23 protein-coding genes are annotated in these 24731 nt (G+C 70.6%); 20 read left to right on the forward strand and 3 right to left on the reverse strand.

Translation table 11 applies throughout. The features are described 5' to 3' along the window. Positions 1 to 158 precede the first annotated feature (158 nt). Complete coding sequence (locus ACFWHU_RS12100) at positions 159 to 2048, reverse strand: ABC transporter ATP-binding protein (protein WP_387224760.1); 1890 nt, start codon at positions 2046 to 2048, stop codon at positions 159 to 161. A gap of 195 nt (positions 2049 to 2243) precedes the next feature. On the opposite strand from ACFWHU_RS12100, the gene ACFWHU_RS12105 reads away from it, so the two are divergent. From ACFWHU_RS12105 to ACFWHU_RS12120, 4 genes are all read left to right on the forward strand, one after another. Next, entirely contained in the window at positions 2244 to 3263 is a 1020-nt protein-coding gene (locus ACFWHU_RS12105; RefSeq protein WP_387224761.1) for an ABC transporter ATP-binding protein, read from the forward strand. A 1-nt stretch (position 3264) separates the two neighbouring features. After that, positions 3265 to 4008 carry an ABC transporter permease gene (locus tag ACFWHU_RS12110; protein WP_385803777.1) on the forward strand — a complete coding sequence of 248 codons (744 nt, stop codon included), beginning with the start codon at positions 3265 to 3267 and terminating at the stop codon, positions 4006 to 4008. 130 nt (positions 4009 to 4138) lie between these two features. Beyond that, on the forward strand, positions 4139 to 5449 hold the full coding sequence (locus ACFWHU_RS12115; protein ID WP_385803779.1) for a sensor histidine kinase: 1311 nt from the start codon (positions 4139 to 4141) through the stop codon (positions 5447 to 5449). Further along, positions 5412 to 6050: a response regulator gene (locus ACFWHU_RS12120; protein WP_385803781.1), complete on the forward strand. Its 639-nt coding sequence runs from the start codon at positions 5412 to 5414 to the stop codon at positions 6048 to 6050. The genes ACFWHU_RS12115 and ACFWHU_RS12120 overlap by 38 nt, the downstream gene beginning before the upstream one ends. Before the next feature lie 77 nt (positions 6051 to 6127). Here ACFWHU_RS12120 and glgX read toward each other — a convergent pair whose 3' ends face one another. Continuing rightward, the gene (gene glgX / locus ACFWHU_RS12125) at positions 6128 to 8461 is read right to left on the reverse strand and encodes a glycogen debranching protein GlgX (protein ID WP_387224763.1); all 2334 of its coding nucleotides are present in this window, start codon (positions 8459 to 8461) and stop codon (positions 6128 to 6130) included. Between the two features lie 205 nt (positions 8462 to 8666). On the opposite strand from glgX, the gene ACFWHU_RS12130 reads away from it, so the two are divergent. From ACFWHU_RS12130 to ACFWHU_RS12155, 6 genes are all read left to right on the forward strand, one after another. Further along, complete coding sequence (locus ACFWHU_RS12130) at positions 8667 to 9890, forward strand: Ig-like domain-containing protein (protein ID WP_385803785.1); 1224 nt, start codon at positions 8667 to 8669, stop codon at positions 9888 to 9890. 248 nt (positions 9891 to 10138) lie between these two features. Beyond that, positions 10139 to 11398, forward strand: coding sequence for an Ig-like domain-containing protein (locus tag ACFWHU_RS12135; RefSeq protein ID WP_387224764.1), 1260 nt, complete (start codon positions 10139 to 10141; stop codon positions 11396 to 11398). Between the two features lie 161 nt (positions 11399 to 11559). Beyond that, complete coding sequence (locus ACFWHU_RS12140) at positions 11560 to 12330, forward strand: enoyl-CoA hydratase/isomerase family protein (RefSeq protein WP_387224765.1); 771 nt, start codon at positions 11560 to 11562, stop codon at positions 12328 to 12330. A gap of 262 nt (positions 12331 to 12592) precedes the next feature. Continuing rightward, positions 12593 to 13102: an ATP-binding protein gene (locus ACFWHU_RS12145; protein ID WP_385803791.1), complete on the forward strand. Its 510-nt coding sequence runs from the start codon at positions 12593 to 12595 to the stop codon at positions 13100 to 13102. An 85-nt stretch (positions 13103 to 13187) separates the two neighbouring features. Further along, on the forward strand, positions 13188 to 13403 hold the full coding sequence (locus tag ACFWHU_RS12150) for an EF-hand domain-containing protein (protein WP_078074982.1): 216 nt from the start codon (positions 13188 to 13190) through the stop codon (positions 13401 to 13403). Positions 13404 to 13487: 84 nt separating this feature from the next. Continuing rightward, positions 13488 to 14390 carry a CopD family protein gene (locus tag ACFWHU_RS12155; protein ID WP_387224766.1) on the forward strand — a complete coding sequence of 301 codons (903 nt, stop codon included), beginning with the start codon at positions 13488 to 13490 and terminating at the stop codon, positions 14388 to 14390. Positions 14391 to 14415: 25 nt separating this feature from the next. Here the strand turns inward: ACFWHU_RS12155 and ACFWHU_RS12160 are convergent, their stop codons facing one another. Then, the gene (locus tag ACFWHU_RS12160) at positions 14416 to 14952 is read right to left on the reverse strand and encodes a hypothetical protein (protein WP_385803795.1); all 537 of its coding nucleotides are present in this window, start codon (positions 14950 to 14952) and stop codon (positions 14416 to 14418) included. A gap of 389 nt (positions 14953 to 15341) precedes the next feature. Between ACFWHU_RS12160 and ACFWHU_RS12165 the strand changes: the two genes are divergently transcribed. The 10 genes from ACFWHU_RS12165 (at position 15342) to ACFWHU_RS12210 (ending at position 24701) form a co-directional block, all read left to right on the forward strand. Continuing rightward, positions 15342 to 15722 carry a DUF6221 family protein gene (locus ACFWHU_RS12165; RefSeq protein WP_385803833.1) on the forward strand — a complete coding sequence of 127 codons (381 nt, stop codon included), beginning with the start codon at positions 15342 to 15344 and terminating at the stop codon, positions 15720 to 15722. 239 nt (positions 15723 to 15961) lie between these two features. Continuing rightward, complete coding sequence (locus ACFWHU_RS12170; protein ID WP_387224767.1) at positions 15962 to 17587, forward strand: ATP-binding protein; 1626 nt, start codon at positions 15962 to 15964, stop codon at positions 17585 to 17587. Positions 17588 to 17589: 2 nt separating this feature from the next. Further along, positions 17590 to 17997 carry a roadblock/LC7 domain-containing protein gene (locus ACFWHU_RS12175; RefSeq protein ID WP_385803835.1) on the forward strand — a complete coding sequence of 136 codons (408 nt, stop codon included), beginning with the start codon at positions 17590 to 17592 and terminating at the stop codon, positions 17995 to 17997. Continuing rightward, the gene (locus ACFWHU_RS12180) at positions 17994 to 18365 is read left to right on the forward strand and encodes a DUF742 domain-containing protein (protein WP_147873746.1); all 372 of its coding nucleotides are present in this window, start codon (positions 17994 to 17996) and stop codon (positions 18363 to 18365) included. The genes ACFWHU_RS12175 and ACFWHU_RS12180 overlap by 4 nt, the downstream gene beginning before the upstream one ends. Beyond that, the gene (locus tag ACFWHU_RS12185) at positions 18343 to 18948 is read left to right on the forward strand and encodes an ATP/GTP-binding protein (RefSeq protein ID WP_385803800.1); all 606 of its coding nucleotides are present in this window, start codon (positions 18343 to 18345) and stop codon (positions 18946 to 18948) included. Before ACFWHU_RS12180 ends, ACFWHU_RS12185 begins: the two co-directional genes overlap by 23 nt. 134 nt (positions 18949 to 19082) lie before the next feature. Further along, a complete protein-coding gene (locus tag ACFWHU_RS12190; RefSeq protein WP_385803802.1) occupies positions 19083 to 20273 on the forward strand; it encodes a cytochrome P450 in 1191 nt (396 codons plus the stop codon). A gap of 90 nt (positions 20274 to 20363) precedes the next feature. Next, complete coding sequence (locus tag ACFWHU_RS12195; RefSeq protein WP_387224768.1) at positions 20364 to 21617, forward strand: cytochrome P450; 1254 nt, start codon at positions 20364 to 20366, stop codon at positions 21615 to 21617. Positions 21618 to 21698: 81 nt separating this feature from the next. After that, complete coding sequence (locus ACFWHU_RS12200; protein ID WP_385803806.1) at positions 21699 to 22382, forward strand: class I SAM-dependent methyltransferase; 684 nt, start codon at positions 21699 to 21701, stop codon at positions 22380 to 22382. 202 nt (positions 22383 to 22584) lie between these two features. After that, entirely contained in the window at positions 22585 to 24354 is a 1770-nt protein-coding gene (ctaD, locus tag ACFWHU_RS12205) for a cytochrome c oxidase subunit I (protein ID WP_385803808.1), read from the forward strand. Further along, the gene (locus ACFWHU_RS12210; RefSeq protein ID WP_387224769.1) at positions 24351 to 24701 is read left to right on the forward strand and encodes a hypothetical protein; all 351 of its coding nucleotides are present in this window, start codon (positions 24351 to 24353) and stop codon (positions 24699 to 24701) included. The genes ctaD and ACFWHU_RS12210 overlap by 4 nt, the downstream gene beginning before the upstream one ends. Positions 24702 to 24731: the final 30 nt, after the last annotated feature.

The following is a 24731-nucleotide window of genomic DNA, read 5'->3' on the forward strand; positions in this document are numbered from 1 at the left end:
CCCGCCCGTGCCCGAGCCGGGCTTCCCGCCCGGTGCGGCGGCGGCACGTCCCGCGCCATCGGTCCCGGCCCTGGCACCGGCCCCGGAGTCGGGGACCGTGCCGTCGTCGTCCCGCCCCGGTTCGGTCGGACCGTCGCTCGTGGTCGTCGGCGACGACGTCATCTCATGCTCCCCTCGACGGATTCCGCCCCGGTGTCGCTTCCCTCATCGCAGCCGGTGCCCGACCGCGCCCCTGTCTCCGCGTCGGCCCCGGACATCAGCCACGCGTACTCCGCGTTGTCCCGCAGCAGTTCGTGGTGCGTCCCCACCGCCGTGATCCGGCCGTCCGAGATCAGCGCCACCCGGTCCGCCAGCATCACCGTCGACGGCCGGTGCGCCACGACGAGCGCCGTCGTCTCATCGAGCACCCGGCGCAGGGCCGCCTCGACCAGCGCCTCCGTGTGCACGTCGAGCGCGGACAGCGGATCGTCGAGCACCAGGAAGCGCGGTCCGCCGACCACCGCCCTGGCCAGCGCCAGCCGTTGCCGCTGACCGCCGGAGAGACTGAGTCCCTGCTCGCCGACCTCGGTGTGCACACCGTTCGGCAGGTCCCGCACGAAGTCGGCCTGCGCCACGTCCAGCGCCCGCAGCAGCGCCGCTTCGTCCGCGCTCTCGGCGCCCATACGGACGTTGTCGCCGACGGTCGCCGAGAACAGTGTCGGCTCCTCGAAGGCCACCGACACCAGCTCACGCAGCCGCTGCCGGGGCATCAGCGCGATGTCGTCGCCGTCGAGCGTGATCCGCCCGCCCGTCACCTCGTGCAGCCGGGGCACCAGCGCGGTGAGCGTCGTCTTCCCGGAGCCCGTCGCGCCGACGAGCGCCATCGTCTCGCCGGACCTGATGTGCAGGTCCACCTCCGCCAGTACGGGCACGGACCCGGCCTCCGCGTCGGGATACCGGAACGACACGCCCTCGAAGCGCAGCCCGTCGGACTCCCTCCGTACGGCGGTGCCGCCCTTGGCCGCGACCACCGCCGGTCCGTCCGCGTCCGCCGTCTCCTCCTTGGCGTCCATCACCTCGAAGTACCGCTCCGTCGCGGTCGCCGACTCCTGGCTCATCGCCAGCAGGAAGCCGATCGACTCCACCGGCCAGCGCAGCGCCAGCGCCGTCGACAGGAAGGCGACCAGCGTGCCCGTGGACAGATGACCGTCGGCGACCTGGATCGTGCCCAGCACCAGCGCCGCGCCGATGGCCACCTCGGGGATGACCATGATCAGCGCCCAGATGCCCGCCAGCAGACGGGCCTTGCCCAGCTCCGTACCGCGCAGCCGCTCCGCGAGCGCCCGGAACGCGAGGGCCTGGCTGCGGTGCCTGCCGAAGCCCTTCACGATCCGTACGCCGAGGACGCTCTCCTCGACCACCGTCGTCAGATCGCCCACCTGGTCCTGCGCCTTGCGCGCGACCAGTGAGTACTTCGCCTCGAAGAGCGAGCAGAGGATGACCAGCGGCACCACGGGCGCCAGCAGCACCAGCCCGAGCGTCCACTCCTGCATCAGCAGAATCAGGAATCCGACCAGGATCGTCGTCCCGTTCACCAGCAGGAAGGTCAGCGGAAAGGCCAGAAACATACGCAGCAGCATCAGGTCCGTCGTGCCGCGCGACAGCAACTGGCCCGATGGCCACCGGTCGTGGAACGCGATCGGCAGCCGTTGGAGATGCCGGTAGAGATCCGCCCGCATCGCCGCCTCGACCCCCGCCAGCGGCCTGGCCACCAACCAACGCCGGAAGCCGAAGAGCACCGCCTCGAGGATCCCGAGCAGCAGGAGATAGAGAGCGCCACGCCAGATGCCGCCCGTGTCACCCTCCGCGATCGGGCCGTCGACCATCCACTTCAGTACGAGGGGGAAGACGAGGGCCAGCGACGAGGCCAGCACCGCGACGAACGCGGCGCTGAACAGGCGCACGCGCACCGGCCGTACATACGGCCACAGCCTGAGCAGCGAACGCACGGCGGAGCGGTTCTGGACCGTGGAGGGATCCTTGGTAGGTACATCTTCGGAGGTCGGCATCAAGGCGAGCCTACGTATCACCACTGACAGTGCCCACCGATTTCCGGCTGACGTCGGTGTCGGTGTCGGCATCCGAGGGAGGGCGCCTGCCGTCGGCGTCGACCGGGGCTGATGCCGCCATCAACCGATCGGTTGATACGAGGTCGAGCGCGATGGCCGATGCCGTCCCGTGCCGCGTGGCGGCATCCTGCTGCCATGGCGATCATCGAAGTGAACGGCCTGCGCAAGGCCTACGGGGGAAAGCCCGCCGTCGACGGTGTCGATTTCACCGTCGAGGAGGGCGAGATCTTCGGGATCCTCGGTCCCAACGGTGCCGGCAAGACGACGACCGTCGAATGCGTCGAGGGGCTCAGGGTCCCCGACGCCGGTACGGTCCGGGTCGCCGGACTCGATCCGGTCGGCGACCACGAGCAGGTCACACAACTCCTCGGCGCACAGCTCCAGGAGAGTGAACTCCAGCCGAAGCTGACGGTGCGCGAGGCGCTGGAGCTGTACTCCGCGTTCTACCCCAAGCCCGTCGACTGGCGTCCCCTCGCCGGCCGCCTCGGACTCGAATCCAAGCTCTCGACGCGCTTCGCGAAGCTGTCCGGCGGCCAGAAACAGCGGCTGTTCATCGCGCTGTCCCTGATCGGCGGTCCGCGCGTGGTCGTGCTCGACGAGCTGACCACCGGTCTGGACCCGCGTGCCCGCCGCGACACCTGGAGCCTGATCGAGGAGATCAGGGACTCCGGGGTGACCGTGCTGCTGGTCACCCACTTCATGGAGGAGGCGCAGCGGCTCTGCGACCGTATCGCCGTGATCGACCGGGGGAAGGTGGCCGCGCTCGACACCCCGTCCGGGCTGATCGCGCGCTCGACCGCGTCCACCGTCATCTCGTTCACGCCGTCGGAGCCGCTGCGGGACGAGGACCTGGCCGCGCTGCCCAAGGCGGTGTCCGTCGAGACGAAGGGCGACCGGATCGTCATCAACGGCACCGACGAGACCGTCAACGCGGTCATCACGCTGCTCGCCCGCCACCGCGTCACGGCGCACCAGCTCCGGGTCACCGAGGCGACGCTGGACGACGCGTTCCTCGACCTCACGCAGACGGGGACCGGGACGGCGGCGAACACCGGCACGGACACCCCCACCGGCACAGACACGGGCACTGCCACGGGCACCGCCACCGGTACGGGCACCGCCGCCACCGCTCCACAGCCCGAAGAGAGGGTCTGACATGGCCTCCGCGTCCACCGCCGTCCTCAAGACCGAGGCGCGCCTGCTGACCCGCGAGCCGGGGGTGCTCTTCTGGATCATCACCTTTCCGACCCTCCTGATGGTGATCCTCGGGCTGATCCCCGGCTTCGACGACCCCGACCCCGACCTCGGCGGCCGTCGGGTCATCGACCTGTACGTCCCCGTCGCCGCCCTGCTCGCCGTGATCATGGCCGGGCTCCAGGCCATGCCGCCGATCCTGATCGGCTACCGCGAGCGCGGCATCCTGCGCCGTATGTCCACGACGCCCGTGCGTCCCACCACGCTGCTCGTCTCGCAGCTCGTGCTGCTCGGCGGCGGTGCGCTCGCCTCGGCCGTGCTGGTGATCGCCGTCGGCAGGATCGCCTTCGGCGTGGCGCTGCCCGGCCAGATCGCCGGCTATCTGCTGGCGCTGGTCCTCGCGACGGCCGGCGCCCTGGCGCTGGGCGGGCTGGTCTGCGCGATCGCCCGGACCCAGAAGGCGGGCCAGGCCATCGGCTCGGCCCTGTTCTTCCCGTCGATGTTCACCGCGGGCGTGTGGCTGCCCGTCCAGACGATGCCCGACCTGCTGCGCGACATCGTCGGCTACTCGCCCATGGGCGCCGCCTCCGAGGCGCTCGACGCCGCGATGCGCGGCGGCTGGCCGCACTGGGTGGACCTGGGCGTGATGGCTCTGTGGACGCTCCTGCTGACCGCCGGCGCCGCCCGCTGGTTCCGCTGGGAATGACCACCGGCGGGAGGCCGGGGGAGCGCGTGCCGGGGCGGGACGCGGGGGCCGGGCGGGTGCGGACCACAGGGGGGTCCGCAGCCGCCCCGGCCCTCTCCGGCCGCCACCAAGGACGGGGCACACTGTGTGGATGACGACAGCCGGGGCGGGGCGCGGGGCGGTCTCCGTGGAGGAGCGGTGGGAGCAGTTCCACCGGCGGGGTCCCTATGCCCTGCTGGCGCTCTCCACCGTGATCTCGGCCCTCAGCGTGGACGCCTTCGGCATGACGCGCACCGAGCAGTACACGGCCGGGGCGCTGGTCGTCGCCGCCGTTGCCCTCCAGCTGTGCTGGAGCCGGATCGAGCGCGGTCTGCCGCTGCGCGGGGGCGAGCCGTCGACCGCCGGCCTCGTCTACTACGGCGTACGGACCGTCATCGCCTTCGTCCTCACCTGGCTCAACCCGCTCTTCGCGATCTACGCCGTCCTCGGCTACTTCGACAGCGGTCATCTGCTGCCCAAGCGCGCAGTCAGGGCCGGACTCCTCGTCTACGCCGTCATCATGTCGGGCTCGCAGTCCGGCGGCCTGCCACCGGCCGGCATTCTCCAGTGGGTCCTCTTCGCCGGGCTCCTCCTGCTCAACGGCTCCCTCACCCTCGTCTTCGCCCATCTCGGCCGCAGGGAGTCCGAGGTCGCCGCCGAGAGGTCCGCGACCATCACCGAGCTCGAACAGGCCAACGCCCGTCTTGAGCAGGCCCTGGAGGAGAACGCGGGGCTGCACGCCCAGCTCCTCGTCCAGGCCCGGGAGGCGGGCGTCGCCGACGAGCGCCGCAGGCTCGCCGCCGAGATCCACGACACCATCGCCCAGGGGCTGACCGGCATCATCGCCCAGCTCCAGGTGGTGACCGCCACCTCCGATCCCGAGCTGGCCCGCGAGCATCTGACGCGGGCCGCAGCCCTCGCCCGGCACAGCCTCGGCGAGGCGCGCCGCTCGGTGCGCAACCTCGGCCCGGCGGCCCTGGACCACGACACCCTGGCCGAGGCCCTGAAGAAGACCGTCGCCGAATGGTCCGACCGGACCGGTGTGCGGGCCGGGTTCACGGTCACCGGCACGGAGGAGCCCCTGCACGACGAGGTCGCCGCCACGCTGCTGCGCATCGCCCAGGAAGCCCTCGCCAACACCGCCAAGCACGCCGTGGCCGACCGGGCCGGCGTCACCCTCTCGTACATGGGCCACGAGATCACCCTCGACGTACGGGACGACGGGCGCGGCTTCGACCCCCTCGTGCTGCGCCCCCGCTCCGGTTCGAACGGATTCGGCCTCGACGGCATGCGCGCCCGCGCGGAACGCATAGCGGGCACCGTCACCGTGGAGTCGGAGGTGGGCGGCGGCACGGCGGTCTCGGCTCGCGTACCTTTGGTCCGTCATGCCAGAGCGGACCATCACCCTGATCGTCGTCGATGACCATCCCGTCGTACGGGACGGTCTGCGCGGCATGTTCGAGTCCGCCGACGGCTTCGAGGTGCTGGGCGAGGCGTCGGGCGGCGTCGCCGGTGTCGAACTGGCGCTCCGTGTGGACCCGGACGTCGTCCTGATGGACCTGCGGATGCCCGACGGCGGGGGAGTCGACGCGATTGCTGCGCTGACCCGGCGCGGCGCCCGTGCCAAGGTGCTCGTCCTCACCACGTACGACACGGACTCCGACACGATCCCCGCGATAGAGGCGGGCGCCACCGGCTACCTCCTCAAGGACGCGCCGCGCGAGGAGCTGTTCACGGCGGTACGGGCGGCGGCCGAGGGGCGTACGGTCCTGTCGCCCGCCGTCGCGTCCCGGCTGGTCTCCCGCGTCCGTACGCCCGTCGCGGGCAACGAAGCGCTCTCCGCGCGTGAGCGCGAGGTCCTCGAACTCGTCGCGCGGGGCACGTCGAACCGCGAGATCGCCGCCGAGCTGTTCATCAGCGAGGCGACGGTGAAGACCCATCTCACGCACATATATGCCAAGTTGGGCGTCAAGGACCGGGCGGCGGCCGTCGCCGTGGGGTACGACCGCAAGATCCTCGGCTGAGTCCCGTACCGCTCTCCTTCCAAGGAGGCGACGGCTCCAGAAGACAGCGACCTCCCCTCCTGAAGAGGCGGCGAGACTCACCCCCGTACGCGCAGCAGCAGCACCGCCCGCGCGGGCACCGTCGTGACCGTCCCCCCGTCGAGCACCGTCCCGGGCTCCTCCTCCTGGTCCTCCGACGAGGTGTCGACCACCAGCTCGTACGACCGCGCCCACGGCTCGCCGGGCAGCGCGAAGTCCTGCGGCCGGGACCCCGAGTGCAGCACCGCCAGGAAGCTGTCGTCGGTGATCTTCCGCCCCCGCGCGTCGCGCCCGGGGATGTCGCGCCCCGACAGGAACAGCCCGAGCGTCGAGGCGGGCGCGTACCAGTCCCGCTCGGTCATCTCCTTGCCGTCGGGCCTGAACCACGCCAGGTCGCGCAGCCCCTCGGGCGCCTGTGCGCGGCCGGAGAAGAACGCGCGGCGACGCAGCACCGGATGGGCGTTCCGCAGCGCCAGGAGCCGCCTGGTGAGCCGGTAGAGGCCGTAGGAGCCCGGCTGGTCGAGCAGGGACCAGTCGAGCCAGCTCGTCCCGTTGTCCTGGCAGTACGCGTTGTTGCTGCCGCCCTGCGTACGGCCCATCTCGTCGCCCGCGACCAGCATCGGCACACCGGTCGACAGCAGCAGGGTGGTGAGGAGGTTGCGCAGTTGCCGCCGCCGCAGGGCGTTGACCTCGGGGTCGTCGGTCTCGCCCTCCACGCCGCAGTTCCAGGCGCGGTTGTCGTCCGTGCCGTCCCTGTTGCCCTCGCCGTTCGCCTCGTTGTGCTTGTGCTCGTAACTGACGAGGTCGCGCAGGGTGAAGCCGTCGTGGGCGGTGACGAAGTTGACGGACGCGTACGGCCGCCGGCCGCCCCACGCGTACAGGTCGCTCGACCCGGACAGCCGGTAACCCAGATCCCGTACGTCGGGTGTGGCGCCGCGCCAGAAGTCGCGTACGGCGTCCCGGTAGCGGTCGTTCCACTCGGCCCACAGCGGCGGGAAGGACCCGACCTGGTAGCCGCCGTCGCCGACGTCCCACGGTTCGGCGATGAGCTTCACCCGCCGCAGTACCGGATCCTGCGCGATCACGGCCAGGAAGGGCGACAGCATGTCGACGTCGTGCATGGAGCGGGCGAGCGCCGCCGCCAGGTCGAAGCGGAACCCGTCGACGCCCATCTCCGTGACCCAGTACCGCAGTGAGTCCGTGATCAGCCGCAGGACCTGCGGCTGGACGACATGGAGGGTGTTGCCGCAGCCCGTGTAGTCGCTGTATCTGCGGGCGTCGGCCTGGAGGCGGTAGTAGCCGCGGTTGTCGATGCCGCGCAGGGACAGCGTCGGGCCGAGCTCGCCCGCCTCCGCCGTGTGGTTGTAGACGACGTCGAGGATGACCTCGATCCCGGCGTCGTGCAGCGCGCGCACCATCTGCTTGAACTCGCCGACCTGCTGTCCCCGGGTGCCGCCCGCCGCGTAGTCGGCGTGCGGGGCGAAGTAGCCGATGGAGTTGTAGCCCCAGTAGTTGCGCAGGCCCCGGCGCAGCAGATGGTCCTCGTGCGCGAACTGGTGCACCGGCAGCAGCTCGACGGCGGTCACCCCGAGCCGTACGAGATGCTCGATCGCCGCCGGGTGGGCGAGGCCCGCGTAGGTGCCGCGCAGCTCGTCGGGGATGCCCGGATGGCGCATGGTGAAGCCGCGTACGTGCAGCTCGTAGATGACCGTGTCCGCCCAGGGTGTCTTGGGGCGCCGGTCGTCGGCCCACGTGTCGTCGGGGGCGTCGTCGTGGACGACCACTCCCTTGGGGACGTACGGCGCGGAGTCGTGCTCGTCGCGCACCGTGTCGGCTACCTGCTGCTGCGGCCAGTCGCGCACATGGCCGTACACCTCCGGCGGCAGCGCGAAGTCGCCGTCGACGGCGCGCGCGTACGGGTCGAGGAGCAGTTTCGCCGGATTCCAGCGGGCTCCCGTCCAGGGATCCCAGCGGCCGTGCACGCGGAAGCCGTAACGCTGTCCGGGGCGTATGTCCGGCACGAAACCGTGCCAGATCTCGTGCGTCAGCTCGGTCAGTGGAAGGCGGGTCTCCACGGCGCCGCCTCCTACGGAGGCCGCGCCCCCGGCCAGGTCGCCGTCCGCGCCGCCGTCCGGGGCTTCCGCGTCGTCGAAGAGGCACAGCTCGACGGCCTCCGCGCCGCCCGCCCAGAGGGCGAAGTTCGTCCCCGCGACCCCGTCCGGACCCACCCGGTACCGCGCCCCCAGCGGCGTCGGCGCACCCGGCCACACCTCGGGCGGGGGAGCGGCGGAGGCCGCCTCCCCGACGGCCTCCGTCCCGCTCCCCGCCTCTCGCCCGACGTCCGTCCCGACGCCCGGCTCGACCTCTTCGACCGGATCTCTCACATGATCCATCATCGGATCCTGGACCGGTTCCCGCACTGTCTCCTGCTCGGCTGCGCTCGCCACCTGTCAGGCCTCCCGGCTCGTCGGCCCCGCGCGTCCGGCTGCCACGGCGTCCCGGCCGTGGCTCCCCCTCGCGTGGTCCTCCCACGTGTTCTGCCCGCCGGAAGGGTCCCGCTCACGTTTCCCCCGCAGGGGGGTCGTCGTTGGGTGGGTCGTGACACACGTACTGAAGCGGGCAAGGACCGGCGTCGCCGCCGTCCTGACATGGGCAGGACTGATGGCGGGGCTGGTCGGACTGACGGGATGCACCGTCGGCGAGACCTTCACCGAAAGCAAGTCCCGGGCGCCTGGGGACACGATTCGTATCAGCCCCGAGGACGGGGCCAGGAACATCAATCGCGGTGACCGGATCGAGGTGAGGATTCCCGACGGCCGGCTGGAGCGGGTCGAGGTCGCGCGGGTCGACGGCGCGCAGCGCACGAAGCTGCCGGGCCGCACCTCCGACGACGGACTCGTATGGTCGCCGGATGCGGAGGCGCGCGTCGTGCTCGCCGCCAAATACAGCGTCGACGTGGTCGCCGTGGACGGCGAGGGCCGCAGATCGGCCCGGCACTCCACCTTCACCACCGCCGTGCCGAAGCACCGCTTCATCGGCTACTTCCAGCCCGAGAACCGTTCGACCGTCGGCACCGGCATGATCGTCTCCTTCGACTTCAACCGGAAGATCGAGAACCGCGCGGCCGTCCAGCGCGCCGTCCGCGTCACCTCCGATCCGCCGGTCGAGGTCGTCGGGCACTGGTTCGGCGACCGGCGGCTGGATTTCCGGCCCCGGGAGTACTGGAAGCCGGGCACCAAGGTCACCGTCGACCTGCGGCTGCGGGACGTCCAGGCCGCGCCGGGCGTCTTCGGCATCCAGGAGAAGACCGTCGGATTCACGATCGGCCGCTCCCAGGTGTCCCTCGTGGACGCGGAGAAACACACCATGGAGGTACGGCGCGACGGTGCGCTGGTCTCGACGGTGCCGATCACGGCCGGGGCGCCCAAGACCACGACGTACAACGGGAAGATGGTCGTCACCGAGCTGTACGACGTGACGCGGATGAACGGCGCGACGGTGGGCTTCGGCGGCGAGTACGACATCAAGGACGTGCCGCACGCCCTGCGCCTGACGACGTCGGGGACGTTCCTGCACGGCAACTACTGGGCCACGCCGGACACGTTCGGCTCGACCAACGTCAGCCACGGGTGCGTCGGACTGCGAGACGTCAAGGGCGGCAGCGCGGACACCCCGGCGGGCTGGTTCTTCGACAGGACACTCGTCGGCGATGTCGTGGAAGTGGTCAACTCCCGCGACAGGACCGTCGCTCCGGACAACGGACTGGGCGGCTGGAACGTCGACTGGCCGAAGTGGAAGGCGGGTTCCGCGGTCACCGGCTGACGCACGGAGCCGTACGGCTCCCCGAGAAACGACCTCGCACCCACCCTCACCTGCGTGACCGTCCCTGATTCCAGGAGACGTTGGAACGGAACAGTGACAATCCCGGGGAGTCCGGGACGGCTCGCGGTGTGATTATCTAGCGCCGTGCGCGCGAGCAAAGCGCGCGGGGGTGTGGAGCCCGGTCGTGCGTCGTTCGCACCCGGCTCCGAGGCCGAGGCGGGGCCCGGCCGTGTGAGGGGAGACGACCATTGAACGGGCAGCCGATATCGGGGGCATCGGCGGAAGCCGGCCGGACACGGCGAGCGGGACGGGGCACAGGGCTCGCGGCGTTCGCGCTGGGGGGCCTGCTCCTGTTCGTGACGGCGTGCGGCGGCGGAGGCGGCGAGGGCGGCGACAGCGGTGACGGCAAGGGCGAGAAGGACGGCGGGAAGGTCGAGAACGCCGCCTCGCAGGCCGTCGTGATGGTCGCGCCCAAGGACGGCGCGAAGTCGGTAGCGACGAGCGGCGCGCTCAAGATCACCGCGAGCAAGGGCAAGCTGACGACCGTCAACGTCGAGGACAGCAAGGGCAACGCGGTCGACGGCAAGATCGCTGCCGGTGGTACGGCCTGGGAGCCGGCCCGGCATCTGGCCGGAGCGACCAAGTACACGGTGCACGCGATCGCCAAGGACTCCGAGGGCCGGGTGTCGGCGAAGGACACCACCTTCACCACCCTCGTACCGAAGAACACCTTCATCGGTCACTACACGCCCGAGGACGGCTCGACGGTCGGCGTCGGCATGCCGGTCTCGCTCAACTTCACCCGTGGGATCACCGATCCCGAGGCGGTGGAGCGGGCCATCAAGGTGACCGCCGAGCCGTCGGTCCCCGTCGAGGGGCACTGGTTCGGCAACGACCGGCTCGACTTCCGGCCCGAGAAGTACTGGGCCGCGGGCACGAAGGTGACCGTGGAGCTCAACCTCGACGGTGTCGAGGGGCGGCCCGGCGTCTACGGCGAGCAGGCCAAGACGGTGAAGTTCACCATCGGCCGCTCCATGGTCTCCACGGTGGACGCCAAGGCCAAGACGATGAAGATCGTCAAGGACGGCAAGCAGATCAAGAAGATCGCGATCACCGCGGGCGCGCCGTCGACCACCACGTACAACGGCGAGATGGTCATCAGCGAGAAGCACAAGGTGACGCGGATGAACGGCGCGACGGTGGGCTTCGGCGGCGAGTACGACATCAAGGACGTGCCGCACGCGATGCGCCTGTCCACATCGGGCACCTTCATCCACGGCAACTACTGGGCGTCCGCAGGGACGTTCGGCTCTGCCAACGTCAGTCACGGGTGCGTCGGACTGCGCGACGTACGGGGCGGCTACGACAAGAACATGCCGTCCGCGTGGTTCTACGACCAGTCGATCATCGGTGACGTGGTGATCGTGAAGAACTCCGACGACAAGAAGATCGCCCCGGACAACGGCCTCAACGGCTGGAACATGCCCTGGGCGCAGTGGACGAAGTAGTCCCCGAGTAGCCCCCGTACGGCACCGGCGCGGTCCCGTCCCGGTCCCCGCGTCGCGGAACCGAGGACGGGCCCCGAGGGCCCGGCGCACCCCGACCAGGATGCGCCGGGCCCTTCCGCGTACCGGAGTCCTTGCCGGTACCAGGCTCTAACCTGCCTGGTATGTCATCTGTGAATCTCGAAGTCTCCGGCGGCGTCGGCACCATCCGGCTCGACCGCCCGCCCATGAACGCGCTGAACATCGCGATCCAGGACCGCCTCCTCGAACTCGCGGCGGAGGCCGGGCGCCGCGACGACGTCAGGGCCGTGATCCTGTACGGCGGCGAGAAGGTGTTCGCCGCCGGCGCGGACATCAAGGAGATGCGCGACATGGACCACGCGGCGATGATCGTACGGTCCCGGGCCCTCCAGGAGTCCTTCACGGCCGTGGCGCGGATCCCCAAGCCCGTGGTCGCCGCAGTCACCGGCTACGCGCTGGGCGGCGGCTGCGAGTTGGCGCTCTGCGCCGACTTCCGGATCGCCGCCGACAACGCGAAGCTCGGCCAGCCCGAGATCCTGCTCGGCCTGATCCCGGGTGCGGGCGGCACCCAGCGCCTGGCCCGGCTGATCGGCCCCTCCAAGGCCAAGGACCTTATCTTCACCGGCCGTCAGGTGAAGGCGCCCGAGGCGCTCGCGCTGGGGCTCGTCGACCGCGTCGTACCGGCGGAGGAGGTCTACGAGCAGGCGCACGCGTGGGCCGCGAGGCTCGCCCAGGGACCGGCGCTCGCGCTGCGGGCGGCCAAGGAGACCGTGGACGCCGGTCTGGAGACCGATCTGGAGACGGGCCTCGCCATCGAACGGAACTGGTTCGCGGGCCTGTTCGCCACCGAGGACCGCGAGCGCGGCATGCGCAGCTTCGTGGAGGAGGGGCCGGGCAAGGCCAAGTTCCTTTGATCGCACCGTGGTTGGACAGCCGACGCGGGTGCGTCAACCTGGTGCCCGGCTCAGCTCCGCCTTAAGGCAACCTTAAGGCGGAGCGGTTGATCACATCCGGTGATCACCCGTGTGTGACGTGTTATCGCAGATCAGGATGGGTAACGAGGGCGGCTTCCTGCCATGGTCATATGCCAAACTCCCTTGTCCGGGTGGGCTGTTCGGGGGTGTCCAATCCCTCGGAACGGCCCCGGCGGCCCGTCTGGGCAGCCATGATGGACACATGGCGGGCCTTGAGGGTGTGGAACAACCGCGGCATGGCGGCGACGCGGCCGCTACGCGATTGACGCCGGCCGTCGAGGACGAACAGGCGCGCGGAGTGCTCGAACTGTTCGGCAATCCGACGGAAGCGGAAGTCCGGCTGCCGTCCCGCCCCGAGTCCGCCCTGGCGGCACGCAGACTCACCCATGTCGTCGTCCTGCGCCAGTGGGCGCTCTCCCCGCAGATGGCCGAGCACGCGGTGCTGCTCGTCTCCGAACTCGTCGGCAACGCCGTACGGCACACCGGCGCCCGCGTCTTCGGCCTGCGGATGCTGCGCCGCCGCGGCTGGATCCGCATCGAGGTGCGGGATCCCTCCCGCGGACTGCCGTGCCTGCTGCCGGTGCGCGAGATGGACACCAGCGGACGTGGGCTGTTCCTGGTGGACAAGCTCTCCGACCGGTGGGGCGTGGACCTGCTGCCGCGGGGCAAGACGACCTGGTTCGAGATGCGGGTGTCGGACCGCCGTCCCTGAGGCTGCTGCCGGGCTGCCGCCGAGGTGGCGGAGACGGGCCGATAATCTGACCCCTGTCAGTAGGGATCAAGAAGGGGCGGAAGCAGTGGCGGACATCGAAGAGGCGCGCAAGGCGTTCGACCGTTTCGACGGGAACAGCGACGGGCTGATCACGGCGGCGGAGTACAAGAGCGCGATGGCGCAGCTCGGCGACTTCCATGTGACGGAGACCGTCGCCCAGGCCGTGATCAACGCCCACGACTCCAACAACGACGGCCTCCTCACCTTCGAGGAATTCCTGGCGTCCCGCGCGAAGGGTTAGTCCTGTGGCCGGGTCGCGCCGCGGTTGAGGACGAGCCGGCCACCGCACCGGGCCTGGCCGGCCACCGCACGGGAGGGGACGAGGGTGCCGACACGGGCCAAGGCCGTCGGCGTCGGCGGCGCCGTGCTGGCACTGCTCGTCGTGCTGTACGGCGCGGGCGTCGCCTCGCGCGGCACCGGCGAGCTGCGCATACCCGCCGCCGGCACCACCTCCCTGCTGCGCGCCGCGGTCTTCACCGCGCTCGCGCTGCACCTGGGGGAACTGGCCGGTGCCGCGCTCGCCCGCACCGGCCCGCTGCCCCGGACCCTGGCGCTCCCCGCCGCGCTGGCCGGAGCCGCCGCGTCGGCCGGGCAGATCGTGGTCCTCGCGGTGGTGAGCGACCTCGACGTCCCCGCGACGTACGGCACCCGCGAGGGCGGCCTGCTGCTCGTCATGGCCAACGGCTTCCTGCTCGCCGCCGGTTGCGCCGCTACCGGCCGGCCCCGCTGGGCGCTCGTCCCGCTCGCCGGGGTCGTCCTCGCGGAGGCGCTGCGCGCCCACCCGGAGCCGTACACCCCGGAATTGGGCACGGCCCTCACGGTCGTCCATCTGACCGCCGCGTCCCTGTGGGTCGGCGGCCTCTGCCATGTCCTGCGCACGATGTGGCTGCGCCGCGCCGACCCGGCGGACGCCCGGGCCGTGCTGACCCGCTACGCGCGCGGCGCCGTCTGGCTGCTGGTCGTGCTGGCCGCCACCGGAACGCTGTCCACGCTGCGCCGGCTGCCCGCCGACGTGGTGGTGACGTCGGCGTACGGCCGTGTCCTGATCGCCAAGCTCGTACTCGTCGCCGTGGCGAGCGCGTTGGCCCTGGTGGCGCGCCGACGGCTGCTGCACAGCCGCGACGCGCATCTCGCGGCCCGCGTCGAACTGGTCGTCCTGGCCGCCGTGGTGCTGCTCTCCGCCGTCCTCACGGTGGTCCCGGACCCGCACTGGCTCAGCACGCGCTGAACGACTCGGCCCGCCACGGGCCGGGTCAGGCGGCGGCGACGTCCGGCGCCGGCTCCTCGGGTACGCGCCGCAGCCTGATCTCGTTCGGCAGGTCCGAGTACTCGTCGTGCCGCAGCGCCCAGCCCTGCGCCTCGGCGGCCCTGAGCAGGTAACCGGCGCCCACGGCGCGGTACTTGCGCACCGGTATCTCGCAGGTCCACGGCGGCACCACGCCCTTGCGGGTGGTGGTCGCCGCGCTCGTGTGCCTCGCCACGGCCTCGTCGGCGCGCGCCCGGTAGAAGTCCGCGTCGCCCTCGTGCCGCAGCTCGGGCCACGACACGAACCACCGGGGCCACACCTCCACGCGGTCGCCCAACGCGTCGAGGCCCCTGAAGAACCCCTTCTCCGCGCCGGGGATCAGCTTCAGCAGATCGCCCACGAGACTGAACGCGAGCAGCGCGGCGAACCCCGCCAGGACGAGAGCCCAGTGCAGCGGCAGCAGGACGACCGTGAGAACGAAGCGCGCCACGAGATTCGCGGTGGACCGCACGGGCACCGGCTCCCAGCAACTGTCGGGATACATGGCCGGGCCGCTCCTGGGACATCGCGTACGTGATCGGTGGGTCTCGGGTCTCCGGGGCGATGATCGTAGTGGTCCGTGTGGCTGTCAACGATTTGACGTTTCGTTCACTTCCTCCACATTCTCACCGCACTGGATTACCGCGGATGTTCGCGTCTCCGCACGTCCACGGCCCGTCGGGCTCCCGCCCGGCAATACTCCGGACCTGGCCGGGCATGGTGAAGCGGGAGAGGAGAGTCGTCGAGGGGCGCACGGCGGCACATCCCGCCGCACCGGACGGGGGAGATGCCCGCCGCTACTTCCGTGCGGCATCCTCTGTTGAACGACGTGGACGAGTACGAGATGAGCGGCACGGCGAGGGAACACGGATCGTGAGAACAGAGAACACGGACATGCTGGCTTTTGTTCGGGCACGCCTGGACGAGGAGGAGCAGGTCGCGCGGGCGGCCGGCGGCGAGCGCTGGCGGTGCCCTCCCGAGGCGCCGGGGGAGGTCCACGACCGGTCCGGCGGGATCTCGTTCAGTGTGCGGACGCAGGGGTACGACCGCCACATCGCCCTCCAGGACCCGGCGCGCACGCTGCGCCGGATCGAGACGAGCAGAGTGCTCCTGGGTGAGTACGCGGAGGTCGCGCACCTGGACGTCGACCGCCCCGAGCACGACTTCCCCTCCGGCCGCGCCGTGGGGCTGGGCTTCGTCGTCCGCCAGATGGCGGCGGAGCACGCCGGGCACAGCGACTACCAGGCGAGATGGCTGCCGCGGTTCGCGAGGTAGCCAACTGCCCTGGAACGGTGGCCCGTTCGGGCTTCGGTGAATGCGATCGCGGCGCGAATCGGGCACGTCACCGCCCGTGTTCGCGAAGTGACCGCCTCATATGCCGATCGGATATACGATCACTCAACAATGTTCGGCACGGGGGTAGTTGACGAGTCGCGCCCATCCTGAACCACCCACGGACCGCTGCGGACGACTCACCGCCGGACATCGACTTCAGCCAACTCGAAGGTTTTCCCATGGTCCGATCCCCCACCACCCCCGCGTCCCGGCCGAGTTCCCGTGGGGCACGGCTCCTGTGGCCGGTGGCGCAGCTTCTGGCCCTACTCGCCATCGCGGTCGGCGTGGTGGCCCTGGCCGGTGTACACATCGGGGCGGCGGTGGCGTACGGCGCGGTCGCCCTGCTGGTGCCGGTCACCATGGAATCCCTGCGCAGACGGCACCGCGACGCCGTGGCGGACGCCGCCGAGCGGCGGGCCGAGGTCGATCGTGTACGGGCCGAGGCGGCCGGCCGTGAGGCCCACTGGCACAAGCACACCCGGAACCGGGCCGAACTGGTGCGCGCGGAAGTCGAGTTCCTCGTCACGAAGCGGTTGCCCGCGGCCTTCTCCCGGACCGAGATCCCGCGACCGCACTACAGCGACGACGAGTTGGGCGCGGGTGTCGCCGAGTGGTTCGACCGGCTGCTGACCGCCGTCACGGAGGAGGCCGACGACCGCGAGGAGTCGCAGCGCCTCTCGCTGGTCGAGCTGGCGAGCCGGGTGCAGACCTCCGCGCACCGGATCCAGGCGACCGTGACCGGTCTGGCCGACCGCTACCCCGGCGACACGGACCTGCTGGAGACCACCATGCTGGTGGACCACGCCGCCACCCAGCAGGCCCGGCACGCGCAGAGCCTCAAGGTGCTGTGCGGCGAGTGGCCCGGCCAGCAGTGGCAGCGGCCGCTCGCGCTGGTTGACGTCGTCCGCGCGGCGTCCGGCCGTATCGTCGCCTTCAAGCGCGTCGAGGTCAGCGGTGACCCCGACGTGGGCGTCACGCCGTCCGTGGTCGAACCGCTGATCCACCTCATGGCCGAACTGCTCGCCAACGCCACGGAGTACTCGCCGCCGAAGACGGGCGTGCCCGTGACGGTGCGTACGGTGCAGCGCGGCGCGGTCATCGAGGTCGACGACGGCGGCCTCGGCCTGGACGAGTACCGGCTCGCCGAGGCGCGCGAGATCGTCTCGGGCCGCCGGCTCCTCGGCGTCGGCGACGTCGGCGAGATCCCGCAGACCGGCCTCGCGGTGGTGGGCCGCTTCGCCGAACGGCACGGCTTCCAGGTCGACCTCGGGCCCTCGCCGTACGGCGGTGTCCGCGCCGTGGTCCTGGTGCCGGTGGACGTACTGGAAACGCTCGCGCCCGCCGGTACACCGGCGGGGCGGGTCCTGCCCGCGACCCAGCCGGTCCCCGAGGTCCCCGCACCCGCGCCGCGAACGGAGCCGGAGGCGGCGCCCGCACCGGTCGAGCCGCCCGCCGTCGCCGCGCCGGACCGGACATCGGCCCCCGCCGCCGCGCCCGCGATCCCCGCTCCGGCCGCCGATCCCGACGCGCCGCGCACCGGCCGACGGCTCCCGCAGCGGCGTTCGCGGCGCGAGGACTACGCGCCCCGCGCGGGGGCGGTGACCCCCGCCCCCTCCGCCGTCACCCCGCCGGGCTCGCCGGAAGAGGCCGGCGACTGGATGGAGCGGTTCTTCGAGGGCGGTCGCTCGCTGCCGTCCCCCGACGAGCCCGCCGCCCAGGACCCGGCCCCGGACCCCGCCCCCAACGAGGGCCTGCACGGCCCGTCTTCCTCCGCCATCCCCCACCCCCCAGAAGGACAGACGTGAGTATGAGCTACGTGGAGAACCCGGAGCAGCGCGGTTGGATGATCGCCGACGTCGCCGTCGTACCGGGCGTCGAGCGGGTCATCGTGTTCAGCGCCGACGGACTCCTGCTGGCCAGTTCGGACGGAATGGACCGGGACGCCGCCGAGCGTCTGTCGGCCAGTTGCTCCGGGCTCCAGTCCCTCGGCCGCAGTCTCGGCCGGGAGTTCGGCGAGGACGGCGGAGCCGTGCACCAGCAGATGGTCGAGTTCAACGGCGGTTTCCTCTTCATGCGCAGCGCCAACGGCGCCCATCTCGCGGTGGTGACGGGCCCCGTGGTGGACCCGAAGCTCGTCGCCCGGCAGATGCAGGCGCAGGTGATGAAGATCGGCGCGGGCAACCTGAGCAGCCCGCCGAGGCAGGACTCCGTATGAACGGGCCGGGAGGGGAGTACGACGACAGCGCAGGCGCGTTACGTCCGTACGTGATCACCAAGGGGCGCTCCCGGCCGAGCCGCAACACCATAAGCATCGAGACACTCCTCGTGGCGATCAGCCCACCACGCGCCCTGCCGGTCTCGGCGACCAGGGAAGAACGCGCCCTGGTGCGGATGTGCGAGCGGCTGCTGTCCCTCGTGGAGGCGGCCGCGCACCTCGGTCTGCCGGTCAGCCTGGTGAAGGTGCTGGCGTCCGATCTCGTCGACAGCGGTCATCTCTCCGCCCGTTCGGGTGTCCCCAAGGCCGCCCTGCCCGACTCGCAACTCCTCCAGGAGGTACTGGATGGTCTCCGTCGGCTCCGCTGACCGCTACTTGCCCGACACTGTCCAGCAGGCCGTCAAGATTCTCGTCGTGGGCGCGTTCGGCGTCGGCAAGACCACGCTGGTCGGCTCGGTCAGCGAGATCGAGCCCCTGCGCACCGAGGAGGTCATGACGCAGGCGAGCGTCGGCGTGGACGACCTGGCCGGAATGAGTACGAAGACCACGACCACCGTCGCGATGGACTTCGGCCGGATCACCCTCAACTCCCGCCTCGTGCTGTACCTGTTCGGGACTCCGGGACAGCGCCGCTTCTGGGATCTGTGGGAGGGGCTGGCCGAGGGCGCGCTCGGTGTGCTCGTCATCGTCGACACCCGCAGACTGGAGGACAGTTTCGACGTCCTCGAACAACTGGAGCTGCGCGGCCTGCCGTTCGCGGTCGCGGTCAACCAGTTCCCCGACAGTGAGTGGTACGGCGCGGAAGAACTGCGCGGCGCGCTCGACCTGTTGCCCGAGACGCCGGTGATGGTGTGCGACGCACGCGACCACGCGTCGTCCGTCGACGCTTTGATCAGCCTTGTCGAGTACGTCTCGGCCGGCTCGGCACGCACCCCGGAGACCGCCTCATGAGTTCGTCCCCGCAGCCCGCGTCCACACCGGAATCTGCTGCGACGTCAGGATTAGCGGAGCCGTCGCCCCCGCCCGGCTGCCCGGCGCACCGCTCCCACGGCGCCGGTACGGGGCTGCTCCCGCTGTCCGCCGCGGTGGGCGCCCCCGACCCGCGCGCCGTCTACCGCAAGCTCCGCGCGGAGTGGGGCAACGTGGCCAAGGTGGAGCTCGAACCTGGCGTCCCCGCCTGGCTCGTGATGGGCTACCGGGAACTGCTGACCATCACCCGGCAGGAGCAGATCTACTCACGCGACGGCCGCAAGTGGCGCCATATGCACGACGGTGTCGTCTCGCCCGACTCGGGCCTGCTGCCGATGATGGGCTGGCGCGCGAACGTCATCGGCGCCGACGGCGCCGAGCACCGACGGCTGCGCAAGCCGCTGGACGACGGCATCGCGCGGATCGACCAGCGCAAGGTGCGCCGCCACGTCGAGAAGATCTGCACCGACCTGATCGCGGAGTTCTCCGAGCGTGGCAGCGCGGATCTGGTGAACGAGTACGCCACGATCGTCCCGATGCTGTCCCTCGCCTCGCTGTTCGGCCTCGACGCCATCGAGGGCCGGGAGCTGCTGGACGCGCTCATCGCGCTGTTCGGCAGCGCCGGAGACTCGCAGGCCGGCAACAGGCACTTCGAGGAGATCCTGCTCGATACGGTCCGCGAGCGGCGCCGCAACCCGACCGACGACATGACGACGGTCTTCATCAACCACCCCAACCTCCGCAACGAGGCCGAGCGCCTCCAGTCGATCGTGGTGATGATCTCCGCCGGCAACGAGACGGTCACCGCCTGGATCTCGCACACGCTGCGCCTGATGCTCACGGACCCGCGCTTCGCCGCCCGGCTGCACGGCGGCCGTCTCGGTGTCGACGACGCGCTCGACCAGGCGCTGTGGCGCGACCCCCCGATGAACAACATGCCGGCCCGCTACGCCCTGCACGACACGGAGTTGGGCGGCCGGTTCATCCAGCGCGGCGACTGCCTCATCCTCGGGCACGCCGCCGCCAACGACGACCCCGCGATCCGCCCCGACGAGGGCGACGAGGAGCCGGGCAACCGCGCCCACCTCGCCTTCTCGGCCGGCCCGCACGTCTGCCCGGCGCAGGTACCGGCGCGGCTCATCACGCGTACGGCCGTGAACACCGCGCTGAACCTGCTGCCTGACATGAAGCTCACCATCCCCGCCGAGGAGGTGACCTGGCGCCCGTCACCCTGGACGCGGGTCCCCGTCTCGCTCCCGGCACGGTTCTCGGCGGCCCGGATCCCGGTCCGCACCGGCCGGGGGTAGCCCCAACCGGCCGACGCGGTCGAAGCGGCCCGACGCCGGCGGAACTTCCCGGACATCCGCACACACCAGCCCGAGTTCTGGAGAAGCAACATGACCACGCAAGCGGCAGCATCGTCCGAGGCGGACATACCGGTCGTCACCCTCGACCCGCACGGCGGCGACCACCACGGTGAGGCGGCCAGGCTCCGCGAACTCGGCCCCGTGGTCCGTATCGAACTGCCCGGAGACGTCATGGCGTGGTCCGTGACCGACCACGCCCTGCTGAACGACATGATCGCCGACCCGCGCTTCAGCAAGGACTGGCGCAACTGGAACGCTGTCCTGCGTGGCGAGATATCCGACGGCTGGCCGCTCATCGGCATGGTGAAGGTCACCAACATGGTCACCTCGGACGGCCAGGAACACCGCAGGCTGCGGAAGCTGGTCACCCAGACGTTCACGCCCCGCCGGGTCCAGGAGCTGCGCCCGCGCATCGAACAGATCGTTGGCGAGCTGCTGGACGCGCTGCCTTCGCACGCGGACGCCGACGGCAGCGTCGACCTCCGGCGCCACTTCGCCCACCCGGTGCCCATGCAGGTGATCTGCGAACTGTTCGGTGTCCCCGAGCACGAGCGGCCCCGGCTCAAGGAGCTGATGGACAACATCTTCCGCTCCGACCTGGGGCCGGAAGAGGTGACGGCCAGTCAGATCGAGCAGTATCAGCTCCTCGCCCGGGTGGTCGACAACTGCCGCAGGAATCCCGGCGCCGACCTGACCAGCGCGCTCATCGCCGCCCGCGACGCCGACCCCGACTCGCTCAGCGAGGAGGAACTGGTCGGCACGCTGCTGCTGATGCTCTCCGCCGGTCAGGAGACCACGCTCAGCCTGATCACCAACGCCGTACGCGCCCTGCTCACCCACCCCGGCCAGCGCGCCGTCGCCGAGCGGGGCGACGAGGCGGTCTGGGCGGACGTGGTCGAGGAGACCCTGCGCTGGGACGCCCCGATCGGCAACTTCCCCTTCCGCTATCCCCTGGAGGACGTGGAGATCGCGGGCGTACGCATACCCAAGGGGGAGGCGATCATGGCCCCGTACAGCGCCGTCGGCCGCGACACGGCCCAACACGGCGAGTCCGCCGACGAGTTCGACATCACCAGGGAGCAGCGCAAGCATCTGGCGTTCAGCCACGGTCCGCATTTCTGCCTCGGCGCCCCGCTGGCCAGGCTCGAAGCGGCGCTGGCGATCCCGGCGGTGTTCAAGAGGTTCCCGGAGCTGGCCCTTGCCGTCGACCCGGCCGACCTGATCCCCGTACCCTCGCTGTTCTCCAACAGCTCGGCCACCCTGCCGGTACGCCTGGAAGCCTGACCGGCACGACCCCGCGTCGGCCCGTCCGGACGGACCCCGGGCCTACGGTGGACGGTGGCGGCGGAACGAGAGGGCGAGCCCATGGCGACAACGGCGGCGTACGACGAGATCGCTGACTGGTACGAGCACGAATTCCTCGGGGCCACCGAGGAAGGGCACGCCGACCCGCTCGGTCTCGGCGACCTCATCGACGACCTGCTCGGCGTGGGCACCGGCCCCTGCCTGGAGATCGGCTGCGGCACCGGCATCCACGCGGCCCGCGTCCGGGCGCTCGGCCGGACCCCCGTCGGCGTGGACCTCGCGGCCGGGATGCTGGGCCACGCGCGCGGCCGGCTGCCGGTGGCGCGGGCCGACGCCGGGCGACTGCCGTTCCGCGACGGATCGATGCCGGCCGTACTCGCGGTGATGGTGCACACCGACATGCCCCACTACCCCGCGGTGCTCCAAGAGGTGGCGCGGGTGCTGCGCCCCGGCGGGGTGTTCGTGCACATCGGTGTCCACCCCTGCTTCTGCGGAGGCTTCGCCGACCGCAGCGACCCGGACACGGTCGTTCTCCGGCCCGGCTATCTCGACGGCCACTGGACCACGGAGTCCTGGACGGACCAGGGTCTGCGCGACAAGGTCGGCGCGACGCACCGTCCGCTGCCGGAGCTGCTGCACGCCTTCCTGGACGCGGGCCTGACACCGGAACGGTTCGCCGAGGCCGGCGGCAGGACACCCCTGGTCCTGGCGGCCAGGACCAGGTCCGCCGACCGAAGGCCGTAATACAGATCATCATCTGTACGCGGTCGAGGCGCGCGTCCCCGCGCCCCACGAACGTGTGAAACCGGGCCTGATGCCCGCTTCCGAGTCACTCCGCGCAACCGGCATGCCATACATTGCGGGCGTAATCATCTTTGTTTGTTGTGGTTTGCCCTGCCGGCACGGCGAGTTCGCTTTGGCGGTCGGTGACTGAACTGGAGTTGGTGTGGCCGCAAAGCCCGGATATGAGGTCGACGCGCCGCAGGAGAGCGACGACGACTCGTACGCGAACGAACTGCCGGTACGGCGCAAGAAGCCCGGCACCGTCGTCATCACGTGGCTGACCAGCACCGACCACAAGACGATCGGGACGCTCTATCTGGTCACGTCGTTCGCGTTCTTCGTGATCGGCGGAGTGATGGCGCTGGTCATGCGCGCCGAGCTGGCGCGTCCCGGACTTCAGATCGTGTCGAGCGAGCAGTTCAACCAGGCGTTCACGATGCACGGCACGATCATGCTGCTGATGTTCGCGACACCGCTGTTCGCCGGATTCACCAACTGGATCATGCCGCTCCAGCTCGGCGCGCCGGATGTGGCGTTCCCCCGGCTGAACATGTTCGCCTACTGGCTCTATCTGTTCGGCTCGACCATCGCGGTGGCCGGATTCATCACCCCGCAGGGCGCCGCCGACTTCGGCTGGTTCGCCTATTCGCCGCTGTCGGACGCGGTCCGTTCACCGGGCATCGGCGCCGACCTGTGGATCATGGGCCTGGCCTTCTCCGGATTCGGCACCATTCTCGGTTCGGTCAACTTCATCACCACGATCGTCTGTATGCGCGCACCCGGCATGACGATGTTCCGGATGCCGATCTTCTGCTGGAACGTGCTGCTGACCGCCGTACTGGTCCTGCTCGCCTTCCCCGTCCTCGCCGGTGCGCTGCTCGCGCTGGAGGCCGACCGGAAATTCGGGGCGCACATCTTCGACGCCGCCAACGGCGGGGCGCTGCTGTGGCAGCACCTGTTCTGGTTCTTCGGGCATCCGGAGGTGTACATCATCGCCCTGCCGTTTTTCGGAATCGTCACCGAGATCATTCCGGTGTTCAGCCGCAAGCCGATCTTCGGCTATATCGGGCTGGTCGGCGCGACGATCGCCATCGCGGGTCTCTCCGCCACGGTGTGGGCGCACCACATGTTCGTCACCGGCGGGGTGCTGCTGCCGTTCTTCTCGTTCATGACGTTCCTGATCGCGGTGCCGACCGGTGTGAAGTTCTTCAACTGGATCGGCACGATGTGGAAAGGCTCGCTGTCCTTCGAGACACCGATGCTCTGGTCGATCGGATTCCTCGTCACATTCCTTTTCGGTGGTCTGACGGGTGTCATCCTGGCGTCGCCGCCGATGGACTTCCATGTCTCCGACTCGTACTTCGTGGTCGCGCACTTCCATTACGTCGTCTTCGGCACGGTGGTGTTCGCGATGTTCGCCGGCTTCCACTTCTGGTGGCCGAAGATGACGGGCAAGATTCTCGACGAACGGCTCGGGAAGATCACCTTCTGGACGCTGTTCGTCGGTTTCCACGGCACGTTCCTGGTGCAGCACTGGCTCGGCGCCGAAGGTATGCCGCGCCGTTACGCCGACTATCTCGCCGCCGACGGTTTCACCACGCTGAACACCATCTCCTCGATCAGCTCGTTCCTACTCGGCCTCTCGATGCTGCCGTTCTTCTACAACGTCTGGAAGACCGCCAAGTACGGGAAGAAGGTCGAGGAGGACGACCCGTGGGGCTACGGCCGTTCGCTCGAATGGGCGACTTCGTGTCCGCCCCCGCGGCACAACTTCATCACGCTGCCCCGGATCCGCTCCGAATCCCCGGCGTTCGACCTGCACCACCCGGAGGTGTCCGCCCTCGACGAAGCGCACAACGAGGGCCGGCGGGATGTCGTGGAACCCAATAAGGGCGCGGCGGCTCCACTGGGAGACGACAAGGGCCGGTCGTGATCGGCGAGTCGGCGCCGTCGCCCGGCGAGGCGTCTTCCGGTATCCAGCAGTTGGAGGGCTACCTGCTGGCGCAGAGCAGGGTGCGGGAGGCCCGTACGCATGCCGTGATCTTCGCCGACCGCATGCCCTGGCTGACCAGCGCGCAGCACGAGGAAATCGTCAGCCTCTACACCCAGGACCACATCGCGATGTCCCGCCGGGCGCTGGAAGCGGTCGTGACGCGCGCGGGCGAGCTGAGGGCGGAGTACACGGCGCGCTACGAACTGCTCAAGCGACGGCTGCTGTGCGCCTACCTCGCCGCTCTGATCGGCCTCGGGTGCGTGTTCCTGTGGCACTTCCCGCGCTGACGGTCCGGCCGGTCCGACGCCCTGCGCCGG

The organism is Streptomyces sp. NPDC060366 (genome assembly GCF_042725135.1).
Classification (GTDB): Bacteria; Actinomycetota; Actinomycetes; order Streptomycetales; family Streptomycetaceae; genus Streptomyces.